This is a genomic window from Flavobacterium ammonificans (assembly GCF_020886115.1).
GTDB classification, from domain to species: domain Bacteria; phylum Bacteroidota; class Bacteroidia; order Flavobacteriales; family Flavobacteriaceae; genus Flavobacterium; species Flavobacterium ammonificans.
The window spans coordinates 738,857-762,169 of sequence record NZ_AP025185.1; the positions used below are offsets into that span (position 1 = coordinate 738,857).

Genomic DNA, 23,313 nt, shown 5'->3' on the forward strand with positions numbered 1-23,313 from the left:
TCCAACCATTTATCCAACACCCTTTGTTTTAGTAGGTATAAAAACCTAAAAAAGTTGAAACTATTTCTAATTTTTCATACCCCGGTGGTCAAAAAAGAAGCCGTTTTTCTTTTCGAGAAGTATGGTAAAACCGGTATATAACATAAAGAGTTTATATATTTAACATCTTTATATTTAATGAGGGTTCTAATTATATTTTACGAAGTATTAAATTCATTGGCCGAGACAACTTATCATAAATCCACTTAAGGGAATACTTACATTAAATATATTCAAATAGGGAAAAAATAAAATTTCAAACACAATTCAAATTTATAGTTATAAAATATTTTTTAAATCGATTTAATATCAGCTAGTTATTTTTAAATTATATATTTGAAATTAAAAATGGAATTTATTGCATATTCACAAAAAATGAAAAAAAATCAGTATTTAGTAATAGTTTTCATTCTAACGATTGTATTAGTTTCATGTGAAAATTATTCAGATAAAAGTCCGAAGATTAAAATTGGATTCTCTCAAAGTATTGATAATGATATTTGGAGGAAATCGATGGATCATGCTATGGAGGTAGAAGCTTCACTTCATCCAGGAGTTTCATTAACAATTTATAATGCAAACCGTAGAGCTAAAAATCAGATTCGTGATATCGAAAATATGATTGAGCAAAATGTTGATGTTATTATTGTTGCGCCATATGAGTCTGACTCAATAGTCCCAGTTTTAGAAAAAGCTAATACACTTGGTATTCCGGTAATTATAGTAGACAGGAAGGTAAAAACATCTAATTACACTGCATTTATAGGGGCCGACAATATAGAGGTTGGTAAAATAGCTGGAAAGCAAATAGTATCATTATCTAAAGGTAAAGCAAACATCATTGAGATTAGAGGAGAATCAATTACTTCACCTGGTACAGAAAGGAGTCTTGGATTTAAAAAAATAATTGACCAATATCCGAATATAAAATCATCTAGTGTTGATTATGACGATTTTAACTCCCCAAACAGTAAATATTTAAAATTGTTAACTAGTAATCCTAACATTGATTATGTTTTTTCTTTTAATGACATAATAGCATACAAAGCATGGGAAATAACTAAAAAAAGATTTCCAAATAATCGAATCAAATTTATTGGAGTTGACGGCCTTAATGGTCCAAACGGAGGTTTACAATTAGTGAAAGATGGCGTTTTATCTGGAACCGTATTATATCCAACCGGTGGAAGTGAAGCTATTAAGGTAGCATTAAAAATTATAAATAAAGAAATTGTTCCAAAAAACAATAAGCTTAATACAACGATGATTGACTCACTGAATGCCGATATGATGAGTAGTCAGTTTGATAAAATAACTGTTCAGCAATCGAATATAGAGCAGCAACAAAATATTATTAAAAATCAAGAGATAAAGTACTCAACTCAAAATAATCTTTTGAAACTTTTATTTTTTTTATTTTTAATTGTTTTGGGTCTCGCATTATTTAGTGTCTACTCTAGAATCATAATTAGTCGTAAAAAACAAGAATTAGAAACAAAAAACTTAAAAATTAAAAACCAACGTAATCAAATTAAAAGTTATTCGGAAGAATTAAAATTGAGTAATGAAGCAAGATTAAATTTTTTCACTGGTTTGTCTCATGAATTTAAAACACCACTAACACTAATTTTAAGTTCAGTAGAATCTTTAGAAACGGAATTTAAAAATAAAGGAATTTCTGTAACTAAGGAAATTAATTTGATGTACAATAATTCGCGAAGATTATTGCGTCTTATTAATCAGTTATTAGATTACAGAAAAATGGAGGATCAGAAATTTACTTTAAGAGCATCCAAAACGAATATATTAGATTTTTCAAAGAGTATTATTTCTGATTTTGATAGGGAGGCAAAGAAAAAGAATATTGATTTTTCTTTAACAACAACAAATCCTGATTTAGAAGTGTATTTGGATCGTAATTTAATGGATAAAGTTTATTTTAACCTGTTATCTAATGCTTTTAAATTTACTCCTGAAAAAGGAAAAATTTCTATTACTATTAAAGAAGATAAAAGTAAAAATGCCGTTATAATTTATTTTAAGGATTCTGGAATTGGAATACCAGATCATGAATTAGGCGAGGTTTTTAATGCTTTCTATCAGGGGTCTAATAGCAACAGGAATGGATCTGGAATAGGACTTCATTTATCAAAAAGTTTCGTTGAACTACATAAAGGGAGTATCGAGATTCATTCAAAAAACGGTGCTGAATTTATAATTACATTACCCTTAGGCTCGGCACATCTCAATGAAAAAGAAATTATAAAAGACCCAGTTTTAGATTACGTTCATCATTCGGATTATCTGGATTTAGAGGTAATTCAAAAATCAGAGTTTAAGAACGTTGAAGATAAATATTCTATTTTATATATTGAAGACAACAAAGATCTTTTAGATTTTGTTTCGGCTAAATTTTCAACGGACTATACTTTTTTCTTGTCGGATGGGACCGATGCGATTGATAAAGCATTAGAGTTAATTCCAGACATTATTATATGTGATTTGAATTTGCCAGAAATGAGTGGTTTGCAAATATGTGAAATACTTAAGAAAGATTTAAGAACATCACATATTCCTATTATAATATTGACTGCTTCAGACGATCAAAATTCTTATCTAAAGGCATTGGAAAGTGGCTCAGATATATTTCTGACTAAACCTTTTAATCTAAAAGTTCTTGCACAGTCAATAAAAGGATTACTTTTCAACAGAGAAAAACTAAGGTACTATTATTCCAATAATATTGTCAATTTTCAGGAAGGTAGTTTTGGGATTTCTGAACAAGATTTTTTGAAAAAATTAAACGATTTAATTGGAAAAAACATAGAAAATTCGTCTTACACGGTTGAGGAGTTAGCAAGTGATTTAGCCATATCTCGTGTACAACTATACAGAAAAGTTAAAGCTATAATGGGAATCAGCATTAGTGATCATATCAATAATTTACGATTACACGAATCAAAAGAGTTGCTTAAAAAGTCAAATCTTTCAATTTCAGAAATTGCCTACGCTGTTGGTTTTACAACTCCTAATTATTTTTCTTCTTCATTTAAAAATAAGTTTGGAATGTCCCCAAAAGAGTTTAAAACCTTGTATCTTGACCCAACACTTTAATTACCTAGTATTGGCTATAGAGATTGTGTGATTTAGAGCGTACTAATATTCTTTAAATTAGGATTAATAATTTCCATTGAGTAGGTTTTTACTCTATCCCATTTATTTTACAGTCAAAACGCTTCTATAAGAAAACTGGTATATCTATAAAATTTTGTTTTTAACAATACATATTTTAATTCAAAACACAAGTTTGTAATTAATGAACTAGATTCAATAGTTTAAGTAATTAAGATATCCGTTTTGAAATATAACCTACTTGACCCGCTGTTTAATGTCAATTTTTATATTAACCTAATCGTGTTGTTTTAAAAGAATCCATACCACACGCAATGCTAACTATATTGTACTAATTGACCTCCTCAAATCCAATTTATACTATTAACAATAATTCCTCAACGAAAAAACATTTTTTCCGTTACCAGTGTTGAAAAAGATATATCATAAAATTTGAGCCGTAAAAATTCTTTTTCTAGTATTATCTGATGTAACATCAGTATAACTTGTGTAACATCATTGTAACTACAACGAAATAGTTATTGTAATTTATCAGCATAATGTTCTGAAATATAGCGCTTTATATAAATTTTATTCAAATTATATGTAATTGATACATATACAAATAACTAACATTCATTTTACAAATATTTTAGCATTCGAACTTTAATATTTTAATAATGAACAAAATTGTTGTTTGGTCTTTGATTGCCTCCTTAGCAGGATTTCTTTTTGGTTTTGATACAGTAGTTATTTCAGGAGCCGATAAAAAGTTACAAGAACTTTGGAATTCATCCGATGCTTTCCATGGAACAGTTGTTATGGGAATGGCTTTATGGGGTACTGTATTTGGAGCTATATTTGGAGGAATACCAGCTAATAAAATAGGGAGAAAAAATACTTTAATATGGATTGGAGTACTATTCTTCTTTTCAGCTATTGGATCTGCTTTAGCCAATGACCCAATAGTTTTTGCTATTTTTCGTTTTTTAGGCGGACTTGGAGTTGGCGCTTCAACAATAGCTGCTCCTGCTTATATTTCCGAAATAGCCCCTGCAAAAGACCGAGGTAAATTAGTTGCTTTTTACCAGTTTAATATCGTTTTAGGAATTCTTATTGCTTTTCTTTCAAATTACTTATTAAGGAATGCAGGGGAAAATTCATGGAGATGGATGATGGGAGTACAAGCAATTCCTTCTTTAATTTACACCCTTTTTATTTTTAACATTCCAAAAAGTCCAAGATGGTTATTGTCCAAATCCAAAAATGAGGAAGCGAAAAAGGTTTTGGACTCAATGGGACAGTTGGCTGATTTTGAAGCTATAAAAAGAGAGATAGAACAGGACAATACTTCGGCTATAACAAATGATACTATCTTTTCTAAAAAATACCGCACCCCTTTACTTTTGGCATTTTTGATTGCTTTTTTTAATCAGCTTTCTGGAATTAATGCTTTTTTATATTATTCGCCTAGAATTTTTCAAGAAGCTGGTTTGGGTGAAAGTACAGCTCTATTAAGCAGTATTGGTATTGGAGCGGTTAATCTAGTTTTTACTTTAATTGGTGTTTTCTTGATAGATAGATTAGGGCGAAAAGTTTTAATGTATATCGGATCTATAGGATACATTATTTCTCTCAGTTTAGTTGCAATTGCATTTTTCTTCCATTGGCAAGGGTTAGCAGTTCCTCTCTTTTTATTCTTTTTTATTGCTTCACATGCAGTTGGACAAGGTGCAGTTATTTGGGTCTTCATTTCTGAGATTTTCCCGAATCATTTAAGAGCATCTGGGCAGGCATTTGGAAGCACTACTCATTGGATATTGGCCGCAATTATTCCTTCAATGATTCCTTTTTTGTTTGCTACAATAGGACCAGGAATAGTTTTTTTATTTTTTGCAATTATGATGGTTTTTCAACTTCTTTTTGTTTTTGTCTTAATGCCTGAAACCAAAGGAATTTCTTTAGAGGAGCTAAGTGAACAATTAACAAAAAGATAGATAATGATAAATAAAATAAATATTATTCTAATAGGATCCCTGATGTTTTCTTTGACTGTAAAAGGGCAGCAGCTATTTGATAAAAAAAATACCATGGAAGAGGAATTATATAGGCCAAATTTTCATTTCACACCTAAAAAAGGTTGGATGAACGACCCTAATGGGATGTTTTTCAAAGATGGATATTATCACTTGTATTTTCAGCATTATCCAGATGGAAACACTTGGGGACCGATGCATTGGGGACATGCGATAAGTACTGATATGATCAGTTGGAAAGAGATGCCAATAGCACTATATCCTGATGAAAAGGGATATATATTTTCTGGAAGTTCTGTCGTAGACGTAAATAATAGTTCAGGGTTTTCTAAAAACGGCATTGAACCCATAGTTGCTATGTTTACTTATCATGATATGAAAGAGGAAAAAGCAGGCAAAAGTAATTATCAATCGCAAGCCATAGCTTATTCTTTAGATGAAGGTAAAACGTTTATTAAATATTCTGAAAATCCGGTTATTAAAAATCCTGGTATAAAAGATTTTAGAGATCCCAAAATAGTTTGGGATCCAATACATAACCAATGGTTGATGGTTTTGGCGGCAGGCCAAAAAATTATGTTTTACAGTTCTTCGAATTTAAAAGAATGGAATTTAGAATCTGATTTTGGAGATGGAATTGGCGCTCACGGAGGTGTTTGGGAATGTCCTGATTTATTTCCAATGGCAGTTCAAGGAACAGATGAAATTAAGTGGGTTTTATTTGTAAGTATTAATCCAGGCGGACCCAATGGAGGCAGTGCCACACAATATTTTGTGGGAGATTTTGACGGGACTCATTTTAAGTTAGATCCATCGTTTGAGAAAGACTTAAGTAATTCTGAGCATAAGTCAATTTGGATTGATTATGGAAGGGATAATTATGCTGGAGTAACCTGGGCTAATATTCCTGATACCAATGGGCGTAAATTATTTATGGGATGGATGTCAAATTGGGATTATTCGCAAAAAGTACCAACGTTCAAATGGAGAAGCGCAATGACAGTGGCTCGATCTGTTGAGCTCCGAAAAATAGAAAATAGTTACAAATTAGTGTCTCAACCAGTCAAAGAATTATCTAATTATAGAAGTGTTAAATATAAAAAAGATGCCATTGCTATAAAAAGAACTGAAAAGATAATTGATTCCAAAGCAATCGATTTATCAAGTACAGAAATCAATTTTAAAATTTCAGATTTAAAAAATAGTGGTTTCAACTTCAAACTTTCTAACAAACAAGGCGACACTTTGATTTTTGGGTATGATAATACCAATAATAATTTTTTTATTGACAGAAGAAAATCGGGCAAAATAGATTATTCAGAAAATTTTGCAAATCGTGTTTCTTTTGCTAAAAGAACCTCTTTAAACCCAAATTTGGAGGGGAAAATTATTCTTGACAAAACCTCGATAGAATTGTTTTTTGATAATGGAGAAACAGTAATGACAGAAATATTTTTCCCTAGATCGCCATTCAGCGAATTAATTATTGAGCCAAAATCAAAAGAAATTATTCTTGACAACCTAGAACTTCACCAACTAAATATTAACCAAACTAAATTAAAATGAAATTAAAAAAACTTTTATTTCTGCCAGTATTTGCTCTTTGTAGTATGTTGGCACAAGCACAGATAAAAGGTACTGTTACCTCAAAAGAGGACGGAGTACCATTGCCTGGAGCTTCAGTTATTGTATCTGGTACAAAGCAAGGTACCACGACAGATTTTGACGGAAAATACGTTTTAAATGGCGTATCAAAAGACGCTACATTAATGATTAGCTATATTGGCTATAAAACATTTAAAATTTCAGTAAATAGTCAAACTACAATTAATGTTCAATTAGAAAGCGATATGGCGCAACTAAATGAAGTTGTGTTAACTGGATATTCTAAACAACGTAAAGTAGATGTAACTGGGGCTATTAGTGTTGTAGATATTGGAGCAATTCAAGGACAGGGTATGAGTTCTGGAAATGCGATGCAGGCTTTACAAGGACGTGTTCCAGGACTTTTTGTTGAAAAAACAGGAGATCCAACAGGTGCGGCTAGTAACATTTTAATTCGTGGAATTAGTACTCTAGGAGACAACAGCCCTCTTTATGTGATTGATGGAGTTCCAACCAAAAGGTCAGAAGTTTTTGCGAGTTTGAATCCTGAATCAATAGAGTCAATTCAAGTGTTAAAAGATGCATCAGCATCATCTCTTTATGGATCTAGAGCAGGTAATGGTGTTATTGTAGTCTCTACTAAAAGTGGAGGTAAGAAAGAGCGTGTTACGGTAAGCTTTAACTCAAATACATCCATTCAATCTGAGAAAAAGCAACGTTACGAAATGATGAACTCACTTCAAAGAGGGCAAGTTTTATATCAAGCGTCAATAAACGATGGAGTAGATCCAAATTCGGGTTATGGTTCAATTTACAATTTTGATTGGAACGGAAATTTCAAAAATCCTGTGTTAAACAGCATAACACCAAAGCCATTTGTTGGTGGGGATGAAAATGTACCAGTTGGAGATACTGATTGGCAAGACGTCATGTATGAAAAAGGTTTCGTTTATAATAATGAGGTAACTATTTCTGCAAATTCTGAAAAATCATCCTTAATGATGAATTTCGGCTATTTAAAGAATACAGGAATGTTAAAACATACCAATTATGACAGGTATTCCGCAAAAATAAACGGTAGTACAAAGTTATTTAACGACAAAGTTAGAGTTGGCGTTAATACACAGTTTTTTACTTCTAATGAAACTTTAGTTTCTCCAGATGTTGGTAGTGCTCCAACTACAGGTTTAGCAATTACTTTAGCTCCAACAATTCCAGTTTATGATAGTAAGGGTGAATTTGCTGGTCCTATTGGAGCGGGTTATTCCGATAGAAATAATCCATTGTTAATGCAATACTTAAATCGATGGGATAATGCTGACAAAAACAGTTTTTTTGGTAATGTCTTCGCAGAAATTGATATTTTAAAAGGTTTAAAGTTTAGAACAAATGCAGGTTTAGATTTTAGCGATTTTAAAAGAAAAGATATTGAACGTAAAGTAAACAATGGTTTTATTGTTAGAGGTAATAATCGTTTAATTATTGATACTAATAAGTTTTCAAGTGTTGTATTTTCTAATACTTTAAACTATGATTTAGAAATAGGGAAAAACCATAAAATTACAACCTTATTAGGTTACGAGTATATTAGAAATGACTTTGACACATTTGTAGCGCAAGCGGATGATTTCCCTTTTGAGACGGAAGACTTTTTTGTTTTAAATGCAGCTACTGGAGCTAGAACATCCAGAGGTATCTCAACTGCAAATACAACTCTTTCACAATTTGGAAAAATTAATTATGCTTATTCAGACAGATATTTGGCATCATTTACTTTACGCCGTGATGGTTCTTCTCGATTTGGTGAGAATACTCGATTTGGTATTTTTCCTGCAACAACTGTTGGTTGGAGAATAAGCAATGAGGACTTTTTTAAGAAAAACGATATCGTTTCTAGTTTGAAATTAAGAGCTGGTTATGGGATAGTAGGTAATCAAGAAATTGGTGATGGTGCTCGTTTTGGTTTATTCGAAACAAGATATGGACCTAATCAAAATGTATTTTCACCAGACTTTTTTAATATCTATTATAATGTAGGAACAGCATATGATATTAATGGAAATAATACAGGAACATTGCCTTCAGGATTTGTAAGAATTCAATCAGAGAATAAAGATTTAAAGTGGGAAGAAACAGCAGAATACAATTATGGTGTTGATTTCTCTTTATTTAAAAATAACATTACGGGTTCATTTGATTATTACACCAAAAAAACTACAGATATTTTACGTGCTCCTAGAACAATTGCAACGCAAGGTGAAGGTGCAAATACTGTATTAAATATTGCTGATACAGAAGGACGTGGTTGGGAATTAGCATTAGCTTATGACAAAACTTTTGATAACGGTTTTAAATTAGGGATTTCAACCAATGTATCTCATTTTACAGATAAAATAACGAAGCTTAATAAAGGAGGAGAAACAGATTTTGGAGGTACCGTTGAAAATTCAATTCTTGGACGTTCTTTATTCTCCATTTTTGGATATAGATCTGACGGTCTTTTTCAAAGTCAAGAAGATGTAAATAATAGTCCAACCCAAAGTTTGGCTAGACCAGGAAGTATTAAATATGTTGACATTAACGGCGACGGTGTTATAAACGTAGACGATAGAGATTGGTTAGGCACAACACTACCTAAATTTGAGTATGGAGTTACAATTAACTTAGCGTACAAGAATTTCGACGTATCTTTATTTGGATCAGGTGTTGCAAGTCGTATAGGTCAAGATCCGTATGTTTTCTTTAACAATTTTGTGTCCGGTAGAGAAAATGGAGGTGTTGGGCTCTTAAATGCGTGGACTCCAGATAATAAAAATACAAATGTTCCCGCTGCAACTTTAGCTTTTAATGATACAAGAACTTCAGATTATACATTTAGAAAAAATTCTTATTTCAAATTAAGAAATTTACAAATTGGATATTCTTTACCAAAAGATTTTATTGCTAGAATTGGTAATATTTCAAGTGCTAGATTTTATTTACAAGGAGAAAATTTACTTTGGATAGCACACAAAGATTATATCGGTCCAGATCCAGAACGAACAGATGTAAATAGAATACCAGTTCCAACGGTCCTTTCTTTAGGATTTAACTTAAACTTTTAAAAAAATAAATCATGAGAAACAATAAATTATTTTTAATTGGGCTGTTAGCGATGATTTTTCTATCATCTTGTAGCTCAGAACTTTTAGATTATAAACCAGAAGGATTATTATCAAAAGATGATGTTAGTACAGCCGAGAATTTAGAAGGGTTAGTTATAGCAGCTTACGCAGGTATAGCTAATGATGAAATGGTAGGCCCAATTACACATCAATGGGTGTATGGAAGTGTAAGGGCAGACGATGCCTACAAAGGTGGAGGAGGAATTGGTGATGTAGATGTAATTCACCGTTACGAAATGTATAATCTAACTATACCGGATTATGGAGATTGGATGACGCCAAAAACATGGGTGAACTATTATAAAGCGATTAGCCGTGCTAATTTTGCTTTAGAATTGATTAACGAAACTTCTGAAACTACTTTTCCAAATAAAAAAATCAGACAAGCAGAACTACGTTTTTTGAGAGCTCACAGTCATTTTATGTTAAAGTTGTTGTTTAAAAAAGTGCCTTATATAGTTGAAACTATGTCAGCCGATGAAAAGGCAAAAGCATCCAACGACATGACTAATGAAGAGTTGTGGAATAAGATTGCAGAGGATTTCTTATTTGCTTTCAATACTTTGCCACAAACACAAGCTGAAGTTGGAAGAGCAGATAAGAGCGCAGCAGCAGCCTACTTGTCTAAGTTAAGATTGTATCAAGCTTATGAGCAAAATGACACACATAAAGTGGTGAATATTAATCCTACAAGATTACAAGAAGTTATTTCGTATGCTGATCAAGTAATTGGGGGCTTAGAACCTGATTTTGGAAATAATTTTTTATTTGGGCATGATAACGGACCAGAGTCAATTTGGGCAGCTCAATTTTCTAAAAATGACGGAACTTTGGTTAGTAGAGTAAGTTTTGTTACTGGGCTAAATTCACCTCATGGTACAGGATTATACGGATGTTGCGGTTTTCACTTAGCAAGTCAAAATATGGTAAATGCCTTTAAAACAAATGCAAATGGTTTGCCACTATTGGATAATTTTAATCAGGTGGATATTTTTAACGAAATAGATGGAAGCGGTAAAGCACCATTAGCCTCTGGCGTGACATTAGACCCAAGAATTGATCATACTGTTGGAATTCCTGGAAGACCTTTTAAATATCGAAATAGAATTAACAACCCAAATGATATGATATACAATTTTTCATGGGCAAGAGATCCAGGTGTTTATGGGTATTTCGGTAACATGAAAGAACAACAAGCGCCAGACTGTTCTTGTTATGTAAAAGAGGGGCCGTTCGTTGGAACATCAAAAAACATCGATTTTATTAGATATGCAGATGTACTACTTTGGAAAGCGGAAGCTTTAATTCAATTAAACCAAATCTCTCAAGGAGTTTCAATTATAAATCAAATAAGAACTCGAGCAAATAATAGTAAAAATAGACCAATTAATGCTGGAGCTTCTGACGTTTATAATATTAAAACTTATCCATTAACACTTTCTAAAGATGAAGCTCTTAAAGCTTTAAAGTTTGAACGTCGATTAGAGTTTGCTATGGAAGGGTTTAGATTCTTTGATTTAGTGAGATGGGGTGATGCTGCTGAGGTTTTAAATGGATATATTGAAGTTGAGAAAACTAAAAGAAGCTTTTTATCTAATGCACGTTTTACAGCTGGAAGAGATGAATACTATCCAATTCCACAAAGAGAAATTGACGTAACTGGAGGTTTATATAAACAAAATCCAGGGTATTAATTGAAAATAATATTTTTTTGAGTTTTTAGTAATCCCAGAAGAAATTTTATACAACTAGTTTCTTCTGGTTATTACAAAAATCCAATCATCATTAAAGAAATTATGCAATCAAAAAATAAAATAAAATTCTTTATAACTGTACTTCTGTTGCACCTCTTTATTGGGTCAAGCAGTTGCACATCAAATGATGATCTTAAAGAGACCACTGAAAACCCAGTTAAACCTAATCCAACCGAGCCAACAATTAAAAATTTGAAGTGCACGCAGCAAGCAGAACAATCAGATTATTCTATTTATAAAATGGGATCAAATGATAAGCGCATAGGTGATTTAATGCCTATTTATGATGTTGCTTCTAATAAGTTTTACTTATATTATTTAAAGGATATTTGGGACGATAATTCAAACCAAAGACATCCATGGTATGCGCTATCAACAGTTGATTTTTCATCCTATAATGAGATAAATCAAGAAATATTGAGTTCTAGTTCGCAAAGATGCGATCAAGACTTTGCAATCGGTTCAGGTTCGATTTTTGTAAAAGACAAAGTTTACTATGGTTTTTACACGGGGCATAATCCTAATTTCCCATCAAGTTGTGTTACTACTAAAGAAGGTATAATGCTGGCAACTTCAACTAATCCTGAAGCGGGATTTACAAAAAACAAATCGTTTACAACCATTTATGCGCCTAAAGGCCTTCAGTTTGATGAACAAGATAATTTTCGAGATCCTTATGTTTTTGAAGATTCTGGGACCTACTTCATGCTAATCAGTGCTAGAGCTAGAGTTGGAGGTGTTTTTAAAGGGGTATTAGTCTACTATACATCCAAAGATTTAATGTCTTGGAAATACGACGGTATTTTTTACGATGGTGGTACAAGGAATTACTTTTTTATGGAAACAGCTCAAGTTTTCAAAATGGGTAGTACGTATTATTTACTCTATTCTGATATTGATTCACGAAGAGTTGTATATAGAAAAAGTAGCTCAGCTACCGGTCCATGGGTACAACCCAACGGTTCTGAATTTTTAGATGGGAAAGATTTTTATGCAGCAAAAGCTGTAAGCAACGGAAAAGATGCATTCATAATGGGTTGGACTCCAAAAACCGAAAACAATTTGGATTCTGGTGTAAAAACTTGGGGAGGCAATCTAGTAGTTCATAAATTGTCACAAAAATCAAATACAGATTTGAATTTGAGTATACCTGATGCTATTAGGAATGGTATTTCAACTAATCTTCCTTTAGAAATAAACAGGAAGGTTGGTGGTTTTGAAAAAGTAGACGCAAATAAAGAGTCGTATAAGCTAACTAGTACATCATCTAACAATGTTTCCGCTATTTTTTATGAACCAATTGATGCGCCGAGGTATTTGATATCAACTACAGTATCCTTTTCCAATTCTAATAGGGATTTTGGCTTTTTTCTTGGAGCTTGTGACCAAAGTAACAACGTGATAAGTTTGCGTTTTGTACCTGGAGAAAATAAGATAAGATTAGATAAAACAACAAGATCAACCTTGTCTAGTACAACAACTTCATACAATGAAACTTCTTTCCAATTAGAGCCAAATATAGATTATGATGTTAAAGTGGTTATTGAAAATTCCATAGTGGTAATCTATGTTAATAATCAAGTTGCCCTAACATCAAGAGTTTACAAAGCACCAAATACATCTTGGGGTGTATTTGCAGATAATAGTTCTGTTGTTTTTAAAACAATAACAGTGACTAAGCCTTAGACTATTTACTAAGTATATATAAAAAATAAATTAACAACTAAATAAGAAAAACTATGAATCAAATTATTAAAAGAATATCGATGTTTTTTACATTCTATTTCTTGTTATCGATAGTATCATCGTGTGACAATTTAGAATTAGCCTCAATAACACCAACAATTGCACAAAAAGTGAGTGGATTGAAGGTTGAATTAAAAGGCGACGATGCAGTTCTGACTTGGACTAATCCAGCCAATGTTAAAAGTATAGTAATACTTCACTCAAATGGGACTAGTACAGTAGAAGAAGCTGTTGCCACTTGGAGTTACGGTATAATTGATGTAAATAAAGATTATTTTTTTACTGTAAAAACTAAAGATGTAGATGGTAATTTATCTTTAGGCGAAACAGTGTATTTGCGTAGAGAGGGACCTGAAGCAGTTAAAAATTTTAAGGCTGTTCAGGAAGGAAAAGATTTGGTTTTAACATGGGATTTGGCTCAGTCAGGTCTTAAAAAGATTGAGTTATTAATTAATGGAAGTCTAGTAACACTTCCTGGCACAGCAACTTCACACAAGGTATTAAATGTAAGCGCGGGGAATTATGCTCTTAAAATTAATGTTTTCAATAGTACGGATGTTATCTCTCCTTCAAGAAAATTAGACTTTTTAGTAAGTTTTAAGATTAGAAAAATTGCATTTTTAGGCGCTGCAGCTGAGAATACTCCACAGGCTTGGAATAATGTAAACGGCAGTGATTTTACACTTGATGATGACGAAACAGCTGCACAATGGTTTCCAAGTTTGGCAAATGATTTAACACAGGTTTATTATCATTCATTTACAGACGTAGCTAATGGTGAAGTAGATTTAAGTATTTATGATGCAATTTGGATACAGTTCGATGGCGGCTGGTGGGGAGATAGAGTTGCCCAATTCCCTAAAAATGGTGCCAACTGTATTATTGGCGAAGGCCCTGCAGATGGTCCTCCATGTTCAGACTTAGCAGATAAGTTAATCAACAAAGTTAAGACGTATTATCAAGCGGGTGGTAATATACTTGTGGGTAATTTTGCGGTTTTTATTTTGGATGATATTGGAGTAGTTGATGCTAATGGAATCCCTAATCAAGCTTGGGGAGGAACCGGATATGAGTCTTGGGCAACAGCAGACGCATGGACAGGTACTTGGACGGCAAGTACTTCAAGCCCATATTTTTCAGGAGTAAGTACTAGTACAAGTAGTTGTGCAGGTACAAATTTTGAAACGTTAGCAGCTGGTACAAAAAAGAAAAACAGAGTGGCTCAATATAATATGGATTTTGGCCCATGGAAAACAGGGACATTAGAGCAAACAAGATCTAAATTTGAATCTATGGTTGGAGGTAATATACTTTGGGGTAATTGTGGTGGAAATGAAGTTTGGGGAGTAGAATGGGCTCCAAAAGGAAATTCTGGAACTGTAGTTTGCGCCATAGGTGGTACTTGGGACTGGGAACTAGGTGGTGTGCCTAATGGCAATAATATGAAGATTATTACTAAAAATATTTTAAGTCATTTAGCTGATTTAGGTCTTGCAAACTAGTAACTTATTTAACGGCAGTATAATTCATTTAGAACTGCCGTTATAAATTTTTTGTAAATTATTATTTATAATTAGAAAACCTATAACCCAATATAATTTTTATATCTATATAAAGAAGTGGGTTTATTTAGGAGTATTATTTTGAGTTTTAAATGTTTAATAAATAGGTTTGTTTTGAATTAGGTTAGGGGTAGACTTCGGTTTACCCTTAATTTTTAATTTTTGTTAAAAATGGAAAAAAAATATGCACTTAGTGCGGTTAGTTATGGCGAGGTTTTATTTGATTTATTTCCAACTCATAAAAAAATTGGTGGGGCTCCACTCAATGTAGCAATACGAATGAAATCGTTAGGAGTACAATCAAAAATAATCAGTAAAATTGGTTTAGATCAAGAGGGTCAAGAGATAATTGATTATTTGCAATCTAAAGAAATTGATACAAATTACATCCAAAAATCAAAAGATTATAGGACAGGAGTGGTTCATGTAATGATTAATGAAAAAGGGAATGCTTCCTATGACATTGCCTACCCTTCAGCTTGGGATAAAATTGAACAAGATGAAGATTTACTTTCTTTAGTTTCAAACACAGATGTGCTTATTTTTGGCAGTTTAATTTGCAGAGATGAGGTTTCGAGAAATACCTTATTTACTATTATTCATCATTCAAATTACTCAGTTTTTGATGTTAATTTGAGACAACCTTACTACACCAAAGAAAATTTAATAGAATTAATGAAAGCCTCTGATTTTATTAAACTAAATGATGAGGAGTTGCTTGAAATATCTCAAATGCTAAACTCACCATTTCATTCATTTGAACAGAATATCCGTTTTATAGCTTCCCAAATGGGAACTAGTCAAATATGTGTAACGAAAGGTGCGTTTGGGGCTGTTTTGTTTTATAATGACAAGTTTTATTATAACAGTGGGTATTTTATAAAAGTTGCAGATACAGTAGGGGCTGGGGATTCGTTTTTAGCTTCTTTAGTAACAAAAATTTTGCGTGGAGATTCTCCACAAAAAGCGTTGAATTTTGCATGTGCAATAGGGGCACTTGTTGCTTCAAAAGAAGGGGCTAATCCTGAAATTTCAGAAAAAGAAATTAAAAAATTCATGATGTTGAAAGAGTTTAAAAATAGTGTGCAATAGAGCAATTATAAATTTAATAAATTGATTTTATTAGAGTTAAGTAATTTTTAACAGAATAAAATTTACAGCTTCTGTCAATAAGGGGAGCAACAATGATAAGGGTTTCAAGATTTATTTCTTGGGACCTTTTTTATTTGAATATCGTTTTATTTGCTTTCAATAACAGTAGTAATAAGTTTAGATAGTTTTTGGGATTGTATAGTAAATCTAAAAATTCCTAGTTTGCTTTACAATTATCTTCTCAATTTTCTGTGATAACTATCAAAATATTCAATCTAAAACAAAATGTTTTGTTTTTAAACATAAAAATGTTTTAATTTCCAACTTTTTATTATCTTTGCGCATCAGAATTATGAAAAACCAAACTGAAATGAACACAAAATTGTCAAAGAAGCAAATCGGACAAAGAGTTACAGAGCTTCGTAAAATGAAAGGATTATCTCAAGAGGATTTGGCTAAAAGTGTCAAGATTTCAAGGTCATCATTAGCTCAAATTGAATTAGGTAATAGAGGCGTAGACATACTTGAATTGCAAAAATTATCTTTGAAATTAGAATTTTCATTAGATGAATTTATGTCTAAAGACTTTAATGTAACTCAAGATGTTGAGGGGAAAATAGAATCAAAATCAAAAGAAGATAACGAACGTATATCCGTGCCAACTCTTCAAGTAAATAAATTTAAAAATGTATTGTTATATATCCTTGAAAGGTGTGCAGGAAAGCCGAATGTTGGAGAGACAGTACTCTATAAACTTTTATACTTTTCTGATTTCAATTATTATGAGTTGTATGAAGAGCACTTAACCGGAGCAAAATATCGTAAATTACCATTTGGACCCGTCCCTCAAAAATTGGATACAATTATAAATCAAATGATTGATAAAGAGCAGTTACAAAGGGTAAAAACAGAATATCATGGATATCCACAAACTCGTTATCTTCCTTTAGAGAAAGCAGATTTAACGGAATTGAAAGCAAGTGAAAAAGAAATAATTGATCGAGTAATTGAACAAATGAGTGATTGGTCTGCATCTGCAATTAGTAATTACTCTCATAAAGATATGCCTTGGTTAGCATCTAAAGATGGAGAAGAAATTAATTATGAACTAGCGTTTTATAGAGACACACCTTTCTCTGTGAGAAACTACGGAGAAGAAAATGAAGAATAATGACCTTTGAAGAATTAGCAGAGTTTAAAAAGGATTTAAAAACCCTTACAAAAAAATACCGAACGCTGAATGATGACTTGGGCGTAGTAAAGCGTGTGCTAGAAGTATCTCCTGATGAGAGACCGCCATTCAGTTTTAGGATTGATGATTTGGGGTTGAAAACATGTATTATAAAGGTTAAAAAAATAGCATGTAAATCAATGAAAGGAAGAGGAGTGAATTCTGGTTTAAGATTAATTTATGCCCATTTCCCTGAAGAAAATAAAATTGTTTTTATCGAGTTGTATCATAAGAATACTAAGGAGATTGAAGACAAAGAAAGAATTTTAAACAACTTTAAATAATGTAGTAATGGCAAAAGGGAAAAATCAATACGTTGTTCCAACTAAAGAGGGTTGGGGTGTCAAAGGCGAAGGAAATAATAAGTTAACCGTAAAAACGGTAACTAAAGCTGAAGCAGAAAAAAAAGGCACAAGTATCGCTAAGAATCAAAAATCTGAATTAACAGTACTTGGTAAGAACGGTAAAATTCAAAATAAAAATAGTTTTGGTAACGACCCGAATCCTCCAAAAGACAAAAAACACTAAAATATGATTGATATTAGTAACGAATCTGTAAAAATTGAATGTCCAGACTGTAAACATTTAATCTCAGTAAATCTTAAACAAGTTGCAGAGGAAATTATGGTTAATTGTATTTGTGGACAAGAAATTCAATTAAAGGATAGTAACGGAACAAGTAAAAAGGCAATAGAGGATGTTAACAAATCTTTTAAAGACCTTGAAAAAGCATTGAAAAAACTTGGTAAATAAGTTTAGTCTTCAAAATCTCTGTAAATATAATAATTCTTGTTTTTGACTTTATATAATTTTGAAGGAAGCTTAATACATTAATTTCCTTATAGTTATGTATTCATAAAGAGAGTTTTGGCTGCAGCTTCTGTCAATAAGGGGAGCAAAAAGCAAAAAGCCATCATTTCTGATGGCTTTTTCTTTTACTGCAAGCAATAGAAATGTTGTATCTTTTACTTTTTATTACGTTATATTTGTTTCAAACTAACATTAAAATGAAAAAATCAACTCTGCTTTTTTTCCTGTTAATTCCATTTTTAGGGTTTACACAAAAGTCTGATTATACGGTATCTTCATATTTGCTTGAGGGACCAAAAGCACCAAATACGCATTACATTGGTGAAGCGTGGTTAAATAACGTGCTTCAAGGTGATGCCGAATTGAATTTCAATATTACTAAAGCAACTTTTAGAAAAAATTCCACCCTTGATTGGCATAAACATTCAACACCACAAGTGCTTATAGTTGTAGATGGGGAAGGTTATTATCAAGAAAGAGGAAAAGATGCCATTATTATAAAAAAAGGAGATGTTATAAGATGTGGTAAAGACACCGAGCACTGGCACACAGCCAGTAAGGAAAACCTGATTACTTATTTAGCTTTATATGATGGGTCAAAACCGACTGTATGGACTGAACCATTAACTCAAGAATATTATGATAGCGTTGCGAAAAAATTAAGTGCTGAAAAGAAATAAGTTCAACCCTTCAATTTCCTTACAGTTACATACTCAATCATCGCATTATAGCTGCAGCTTCTGTCAACAAGGGGAGCAAAAAGCAAAAAGCCTTTACAGCAATGTAAGGGCTTTTTTATTTTGGAATTAACACTTATCGTTTAGGACATCTTTTTTGAACGCATCTATTTGCTTTTTCATTTCTTTAATCTCTTTCATCTTTTGTTCAAGGGAAAGTAATTTTTCATCGAGAATACTTAATTTTTCTTCTTTACTGAATCGATTATTGTACCAAGCATCGATGAGTTGTCCTATTTCTCTTATCGTGAACCCAACAGATTTAGCATCGCTAATGAATTCTAATTTTTCAATTGTTTCCTCATCATAGTGAAAATAATTGTTAGAGGTAATTGATTCATCGCGTTTGCCTTCAATTAGTCCAGACTTCTCATAGAAGCGAATGGTATGGGCAGAAATCCCAGTAATTTTAGCTATTTCATTGATTAACATAAAGCAAAGATAAAAAATTATAAAAAAATAACAACTATAGACTACGCTCTAAGGTTGTGGGTTTCAATTTATACCACTACGTTTGTTCAAAATTAAAAATACAATTATATGAAAAATACAATTTTAATTACAGGAACCTCAAGCGGGATTGGTAAATCAACCGTTATTGAATTTGCAAAAAAGGGATGGAATGTAATTGCTACCCAACGAAATCCTGAAAAGGAATCTGATTTTAAGACCTTTAATAATGTCAAACTTTTTCCTTTAGATGTAACAAATCTCGATAGTATCACTAAAGTATTTCAGAAAGTTAAAGAAGAATTTGGGACTATTGATGTTGTTGTAAACAATGCTGGTTATGGCGTAGATGGAGCTTTTGAAGCGATGACTGATGCGGTTATTGAAAAGCAATTCGATACTAATGTTTTTGGACTAATGCGAGTGACCAGAGAGGCAATAAAAGCGATGCGCCCTTCGGGTGGCGGAACAATTATTCAAATTTCAAGTATGGGTGGTAAAATTACGTTTCCATTATACAGTATTTATCACGCCACTAAATTTGCCATGGAAGGTTTTACAGAGTCGTTGCATTATGAATTAGCACAATTCAACATCAAATTGAAATTGATAGAACCGGGACCAATTGTAACCGATTTTTATGGAAGAAGTCGTCAATTCATTAAGCCGGATTACACCAATGAGTACGATACTTTTATTGCAAAATTTAATGATGCGGCGGCGAAAGTGATGAAAGACGCTGAAGGCCCTGAAGTTGTCGCCAAGATGATTTACAAGTCGGCAACAGACAATAGTAATCAAATGCGATACGCTGTTGGTAAACCCGGCCCAATGTTATTAGTACTTAGAAAATGGCTTTCGGATAAGTTGTACTTTTTGATGGTTAGAAAAAGTTACAATTTATAAGTAAGCATCATTCAATTTTACACGAAGTTTAATATTTAATTTACTGATTTTCAATTGCTAAATTATCGCATTCAAGTTGCATCTTCTGACAAAAAAAGGATCAAATAGCAAAGTAAAAGGGTTATCCCTGAATGGTGTAACCCTTTTTGTATTTAAATAAAATATACTTAAGTCAGTATCAATTGTTATTCGTACAATATTTGTTGTTTTTCAATAAATTTATTACTTTTGTCATTAAATTTAACACGAAACAATAATGGCTACTCCAAATGTAAAAGTGCTCGAAAGAAGTTCCACCTTATTTTTAAAGTTAATTCTTTTAGTTTTAAGTTTAGCAGTCCTAACTTTCTGCGGATTCCTGCTGTATCAAATTACCCAATCGGATTCTTTAGGGGATTATCAACCAATATTAATTGGTGTTCTTATTTCAACCATTCCCTTTCTATATGTTTTTTATCAAGCGTATAACTTATTGAATAATATTGATGCCAATTTATCATTAACCGATTCATCCGTTAATTCTTTACGAATTATAAAAGTGTGTTCGTTTCTAATCAGTTTAATGTATTTGATGGGTTCACCATTTATTTTCAATGTTGCCCAGCAAGATGATGCCCCAGGAGTCGTACTAATTAATATCATTTTAATTATGGGGCCATTTTCTGTTGCTGTTTTTACCTATATTTTACAGAAACTTCTAATTAATGCCATTGGATATAAATCCGAAAACGAATTAACCATATAATTGATGGAAATTATTGTAAATCTTGACGTGGTAATGGCACAAAGGAAAATGTCATTGAATGAATTATCAGAGAGAGTAGGAATATCTTTGTCCAATCTTTCCATTTTAAAGACGGGTAAAGCAAAAGCAATCCGTTTTTCAACATTAGCCACATTGTGTGAAGTTTTAGATTGTCAGCCATCAGATCTATTAGAATATAAAAAACAGGTATAAAAAATTAGAAATTATGATGAATAAAAAATGGAGTGTTTACTCTCCCTTATTATTGTTGCTTTTCCCATTAGTAGGAACATTGGTATCCAATGAAGTCAATTGGAGTTTTTTTGACTTCATTGTTATGGGTATGCTTATTTTGTTGGTAAGTTTTGGAATCAAGCAAATCATCAAAAGGACTAATTCGATGCATTATCGAATTCTTTTGATTGGGTCAATTTTACTAATATTTTTATTAGTATGGGCGGAATTAGCGGTTGGAATTTTTGGAACTCCTTTTGCAGGAAATTAGTTACAATTAATTGACCTTCTTGTTATTTTATTCAAAGCTAAATATTTAATTTGTTGATTTTCAATTACTAAACCATTGTGTTAAAGTTGCATTTTTTGCTCTTTGGCGGAGCAAAGAACACTTCGAAATCTAAAAAAAGAGGTTACTTTTGTAGTCTAACCTTTTTTATGATGAAGCGAATTCTACTTACTATCCTATTTTTGAGTTTATTGAACAACATGTGTTTCTCAACATACGCACAAGAAAACCCGGCGATGTATCGAATAGCCAAAATCAAAGTCGATGCGAAGCAACTAGACCTTTACCAAGTTGCTTTAAATGAGCAAATGAATACTGCCATACAATTGGAGCCAGGGGTGTTATCGTATACGGTTGTCGCTGATAAAAAAGACGCGAGCTCCATAACAATTTTTGAAGTGTATGCGAGCCTTGAAGCCTATCAATCACATATTGCAACCCCTCATTTTAAAAAATACAAAGAAACGGTTAAGGACATGGTTTTGTCTTTAGAGCTAATAGATACCAAATTAGTTGCAAGATTACAAAAAGAAGAGTATTAATTGATGCATTATAAATTTTTCAAAAAGCCTTTACAGCAATCTAAGGTTTTTTTGTTTTTAGTATTTATGAAACCATTTTATTCAACCTTTTTAGTATCTTCGATAGGAATAATTCACAAAAACAAACATTACTAAACTGAAAGTATGAATAAATTGACACCCCTACTACTTTTTTTCCTATTCGCTAGTTCCATAGCACAAGTAAAAAACAACCTTCCTCCAATTCAAGAGGAGGTAAAAAACTATACTTTAGAAACAGTAGCTTCAGGCATTTCAATACCTTGGGGAATGGCTTGGCTTCCTGGAGGAGCAATGTTAGTTACCGAAAAAAGCGGTATTTTATACCAAATTGAAAACGGGGTAAAAACGGAAATTAAAAACGTTCCAAAAGTATACAATAGAGGACAGGGAGGGTTACTTGATATTGCTTTACATCCCAATTATGCCCAAAATGAATGGATTTATATAACATATGCTTCTTCTGAAGGAGAAGGTGAAGGTGGAAACACCCAACTTATTCGCGCCAAATTGCAAAATGGAGCCTTAACACAAATTGAAACCTTATACAAAGCAGGCCCAAATACGACTAAAGGACAGCACTTTGGCTCTCGAATTATTTTTGATAAAGAGGGGTTTCTCTATTTTTCAGCTGGAGATAGAGGGAATCATTTTGTAAACCCACAAGACATCACTCGTGATAATGGAAAAATATACCGATTGCATGACGATGGAAGCATTCCTAAAGACAATCCTTTTGTAGGGCAAAAGGATGCCAAAGAAGCCATTTATTCGTATGGTCATAGAAATCCTCAAGGACTGGCACTTCATCCTACAACTGGAGAGATTTGGGAACATGAACACGGACCAAAAGGAGGAGATGAAATCAACATCATAAAAAAAGCGGCTAATTACGGATGGCCATTGGTTACGTTTGGGATTGATTATGATGAAACTATTATCAGCACTCAAACAGAAAAACCAGGTATTGAAAACCCTGTTTATTATTGGGTTCCTTCAATAGCTCCTAGCGGAATAACTTTTGTAACAAGTGATCGTTATCCAGAATGGAAAGGACATTTGCTCATTGGCTCACTAAAATTTCAATACTTGGAATGGTTAAAATTGAAAGGAAATGAAATTATTGGACGTCAAAAAATCGCTACTGATATTGGTCGTATACGAAACATTGCTCAAGGCCCTGATGGATTTATCTACATCGCTGTTGAAGGGAAAGGTATTCTTAAAATAATCCCTAATTAG

Annotated in this window: 20 protein-coding genes; 19 read left to right on the top strand and 1 reads right to left on the bottom strand. The window is 32.4% G+C overall.

Translation table 11 applies throughout. The features are described from left to right. Window positions 1–387 precede the first annotated feature (387 nt). The 13 genes from LPC20_RS03190 (at window position 388) to LPC20_RS03250 (ending at window position 18,830) form a co-directional block, all read left to right on the top strand. Window positions 388–3,153, top strand: a complete 2,766-nt coding sequence (locus tag LPC20_RS03190) for a hybrid sensor histidine kinase/response regulator transcription factor (RefSeq protein WP_229326435.1) — start codon at window positions 388–390, stop codon at window positions 3,151–3,153. A gap of 677 nt (window positions 3,154–3,830) precedes the next feature. Further along, window positions 3,831–5,147, top strand: coding sequence for a sugar porter family MFS transporter (locus tag LPC20_RS03195; protein ID WP_229326437.1), 1,317 nt, complete (start codon window positions 3,831–3,833; stop codon window positions 5,145–5,147). Between the two features lie 3 nt (window positions 5,148–5,150). Next, window positions 5,151–6,752, top strand: coding sequence for a glycoside hydrolase family 32 protein (locus tag LPC20_RS03200; RefSeq protein ID WP_229326439.1), 1,602 nt, complete (start codon window positions 5,151–5,153; stop codon window positions 6,750–6,752). After that, complete coding sequence (locus LPC20_RS03205) at window positions 6,749–9,895, top strand: SusC/RagA family TonB-linked outer membrane protein (protein ID WP_229326441.1); 3,147 nt, start codon at window positions 6,749–6,751, stop codon at window positions 9,893–9,895. The genes LPC20_RS03200 and LPC20_RS03205 overlap by 4 nt, the downstream gene beginning before the upstream one ends. Window positions 9,896–9,906: 11 nt before the next feature. Next, window positions 9,907–11,649 (top strand): RagB/SusD family nutrient uptake outer membrane protein, encoded by a 1,743-nt coding sequence (locus LPC20_RS03210; protein WP_229326442.1) that lies wholly within the window; start codon window positions 9,907–9,909, stop codon window positions 11,647–11,649. 102 nt (window positions 11,650–11,751) lie between these two features. Next, on the top strand, window positions 11,752–13,395 hold the full coding sequence (locus LPC20_RS03215; RefSeq protein WP_229326444.1) for a GH32 C-terminal domain-containing protein: 1,644 nt from the start codon (window positions 11,752–11,754) through the stop codon (window positions 13,393–13,395). Window positions 13,396–13,448: 53 nt separating this feature from the next. Beyond that, a complete protein-coding gene (locus LPC20_RS03220; protein ID WP_229326446.1) occupies window positions 13,449–14,957 on the top strand; it encodes a DUF4960 domain-containing protein in 1,509 nt (502 codons plus the stop codon). Between the two features lie 231 nt (window positions 14,958–15,188). Then, entirely contained in the window at window positions 15,189–16,109 is a 921-nt protein-coding gene (locus tag LPC20_RS03225; protein ID WP_229326448.1) for a carbohydrate kinase family protein, read from the top strand. Window positions 16,110–16,446: 337 nt separating this feature from the next. After that, a complete protein-coding gene (locus tag LPC20_RS03230; protein WP_229326450.1) occupies window positions 16,447–17,280 on the top strand; it encodes a type II toxin-antitoxin system antitoxin SocA domain-containing protein in 834 nt (277 codons plus the stop codon). After that, entirely contained in the window at window positions 17,280–17,624 is a 345-nt protein-coding gene (locus tag LPC20_RS03235) for a hypothetical protein (protein ID WP_229326452.1), read from the top strand. The genes LPC20_RS03230 and LPC20_RS03235 overlap by 1 nt, the downstream gene beginning before the upstream one ends. 7 nt (window positions 17,625–17,631) lie before the next feature. Beyond that, window positions 17,632–17,868 (top strand): DUF2188 domain-containing protein, encoded by a 237-nt coding sequence (locus LPC20_RS03240; RefSeq protein ID WP_229326455.1) that lies wholly within the window; start codon window positions 17,632–17,634, stop codon window positions 17,866–17,868. 3 nt (window positions 17,869–17,871) lie between these two features. Further along, a complete protein-coding gene (locus LPC20_RS03245) occupies window positions 17,872–18,093 on the top strand; it encodes a hypothetical protein (protein WP_229326457.1) in 222 nt (73 codons plus the stop codon). 254 nt (window positions 18,094–18,347) lie between these two features. After that, window positions 18,348–18,830, top strand: a complete 483-nt coding sequence (locus LPC20_RS03250; protein WP_229326459.1) for a cupin domain-containing protein — start codon at window positions 18,348–18,350, stop codon at window positions 18,828–18,830. Between the two features lie 126 nt (window positions 18,831–18,956). Here LPC20_RS03250 and LPC20_RS03255 read toward each other — a convergent pair whose 3' ends face one another. Beyond that, window positions 18,957–19,319, bottom strand: coding sequence for a MerR family transcriptional regulator (locus tag LPC20_RS03255; protein ID WP_229326461.1), 363 nt, complete (start codon window positions 19,317–19,319; stop codon window positions 18,957–18,959). Between the two features lie 108 nt (window positions 19,320–19,427). On the opposite strand from LPC20_RS03255, the gene LPC20_RS03260 reads away from it, so the two are divergent. From LPC20_RS03260 to LPC20_RS03285, 6 genes are all read left to right on the top strand, one after another. Then, window positions 19,428–20,243: an SDR family oxidoreductase gene (locus LPC20_RS03260; protein WP_229326463.1), complete on the top strand. Its 816-nt coding sequence runs from the start codon at window positions 19,428–19,430 to the stop codon at window positions 20,241–20,243. Window positions 20,244–20,499: 256 nt separating this feature from the next. Next, window positions 20,500–20,988 (top strand): DUF2975 domain-containing protein, encoded by a 489-nt coding sequence (locus LPC20_RS03265; RefSeq protein WP_229326464.1) that lies wholly within the window; start codon window positions 20,500–20,502, stop codon window positions 20,986–20,988. 3 nt (window positions 20,989–20,991) lie between these two features. Beyond that, entirely contained in the window at window positions 20,992–21,201 is a 210-nt protein-coding gene (locus LPC20_RS03270; RefSeq protein ID WP_229326466.1) for a helix-turn-helix domain-containing protein, read from the top strand. Window positions 21,202–21,214: 13 nt separating this feature from the next. Beyond that, window positions 21,215–21,493, top strand: a complete 279-nt coding sequence (locus LPC20_RS03275; protein ID WP_229326468.1) for a hypothetical protein — start codon at window positions 21,215–21,217, stop codon at window positions 21,491–21,493. A 167-nt stretch (window positions 21,494–21,660) separates the two neighbouring features. Beyond that, the gene (locus LPC20_RS03280; protein WP_229326470.1) at window positions 21,661–22,053 is read left to right on the top strand and encodes a putative quinol monooxygenase; all 393 of its coding nucleotides are present in this window, start codon (window positions 21,661–21,663) and stop codon (window positions 22,051–22,053) included. 144 nt (window positions 22,054–22,197) lie between these two features. Continuing rightward, window positions 22,198–23,313: a PQQ-dependent sugar dehydrogenase gene (locus tag LPC20_RS03285; RefSeq protein ID WP_229326472.1), complete on the top strand. Its 1,116-nt coding sequence runs from the start codon at window positions 22,198–22,200 to the stop codon at window positions 23,311–23,313.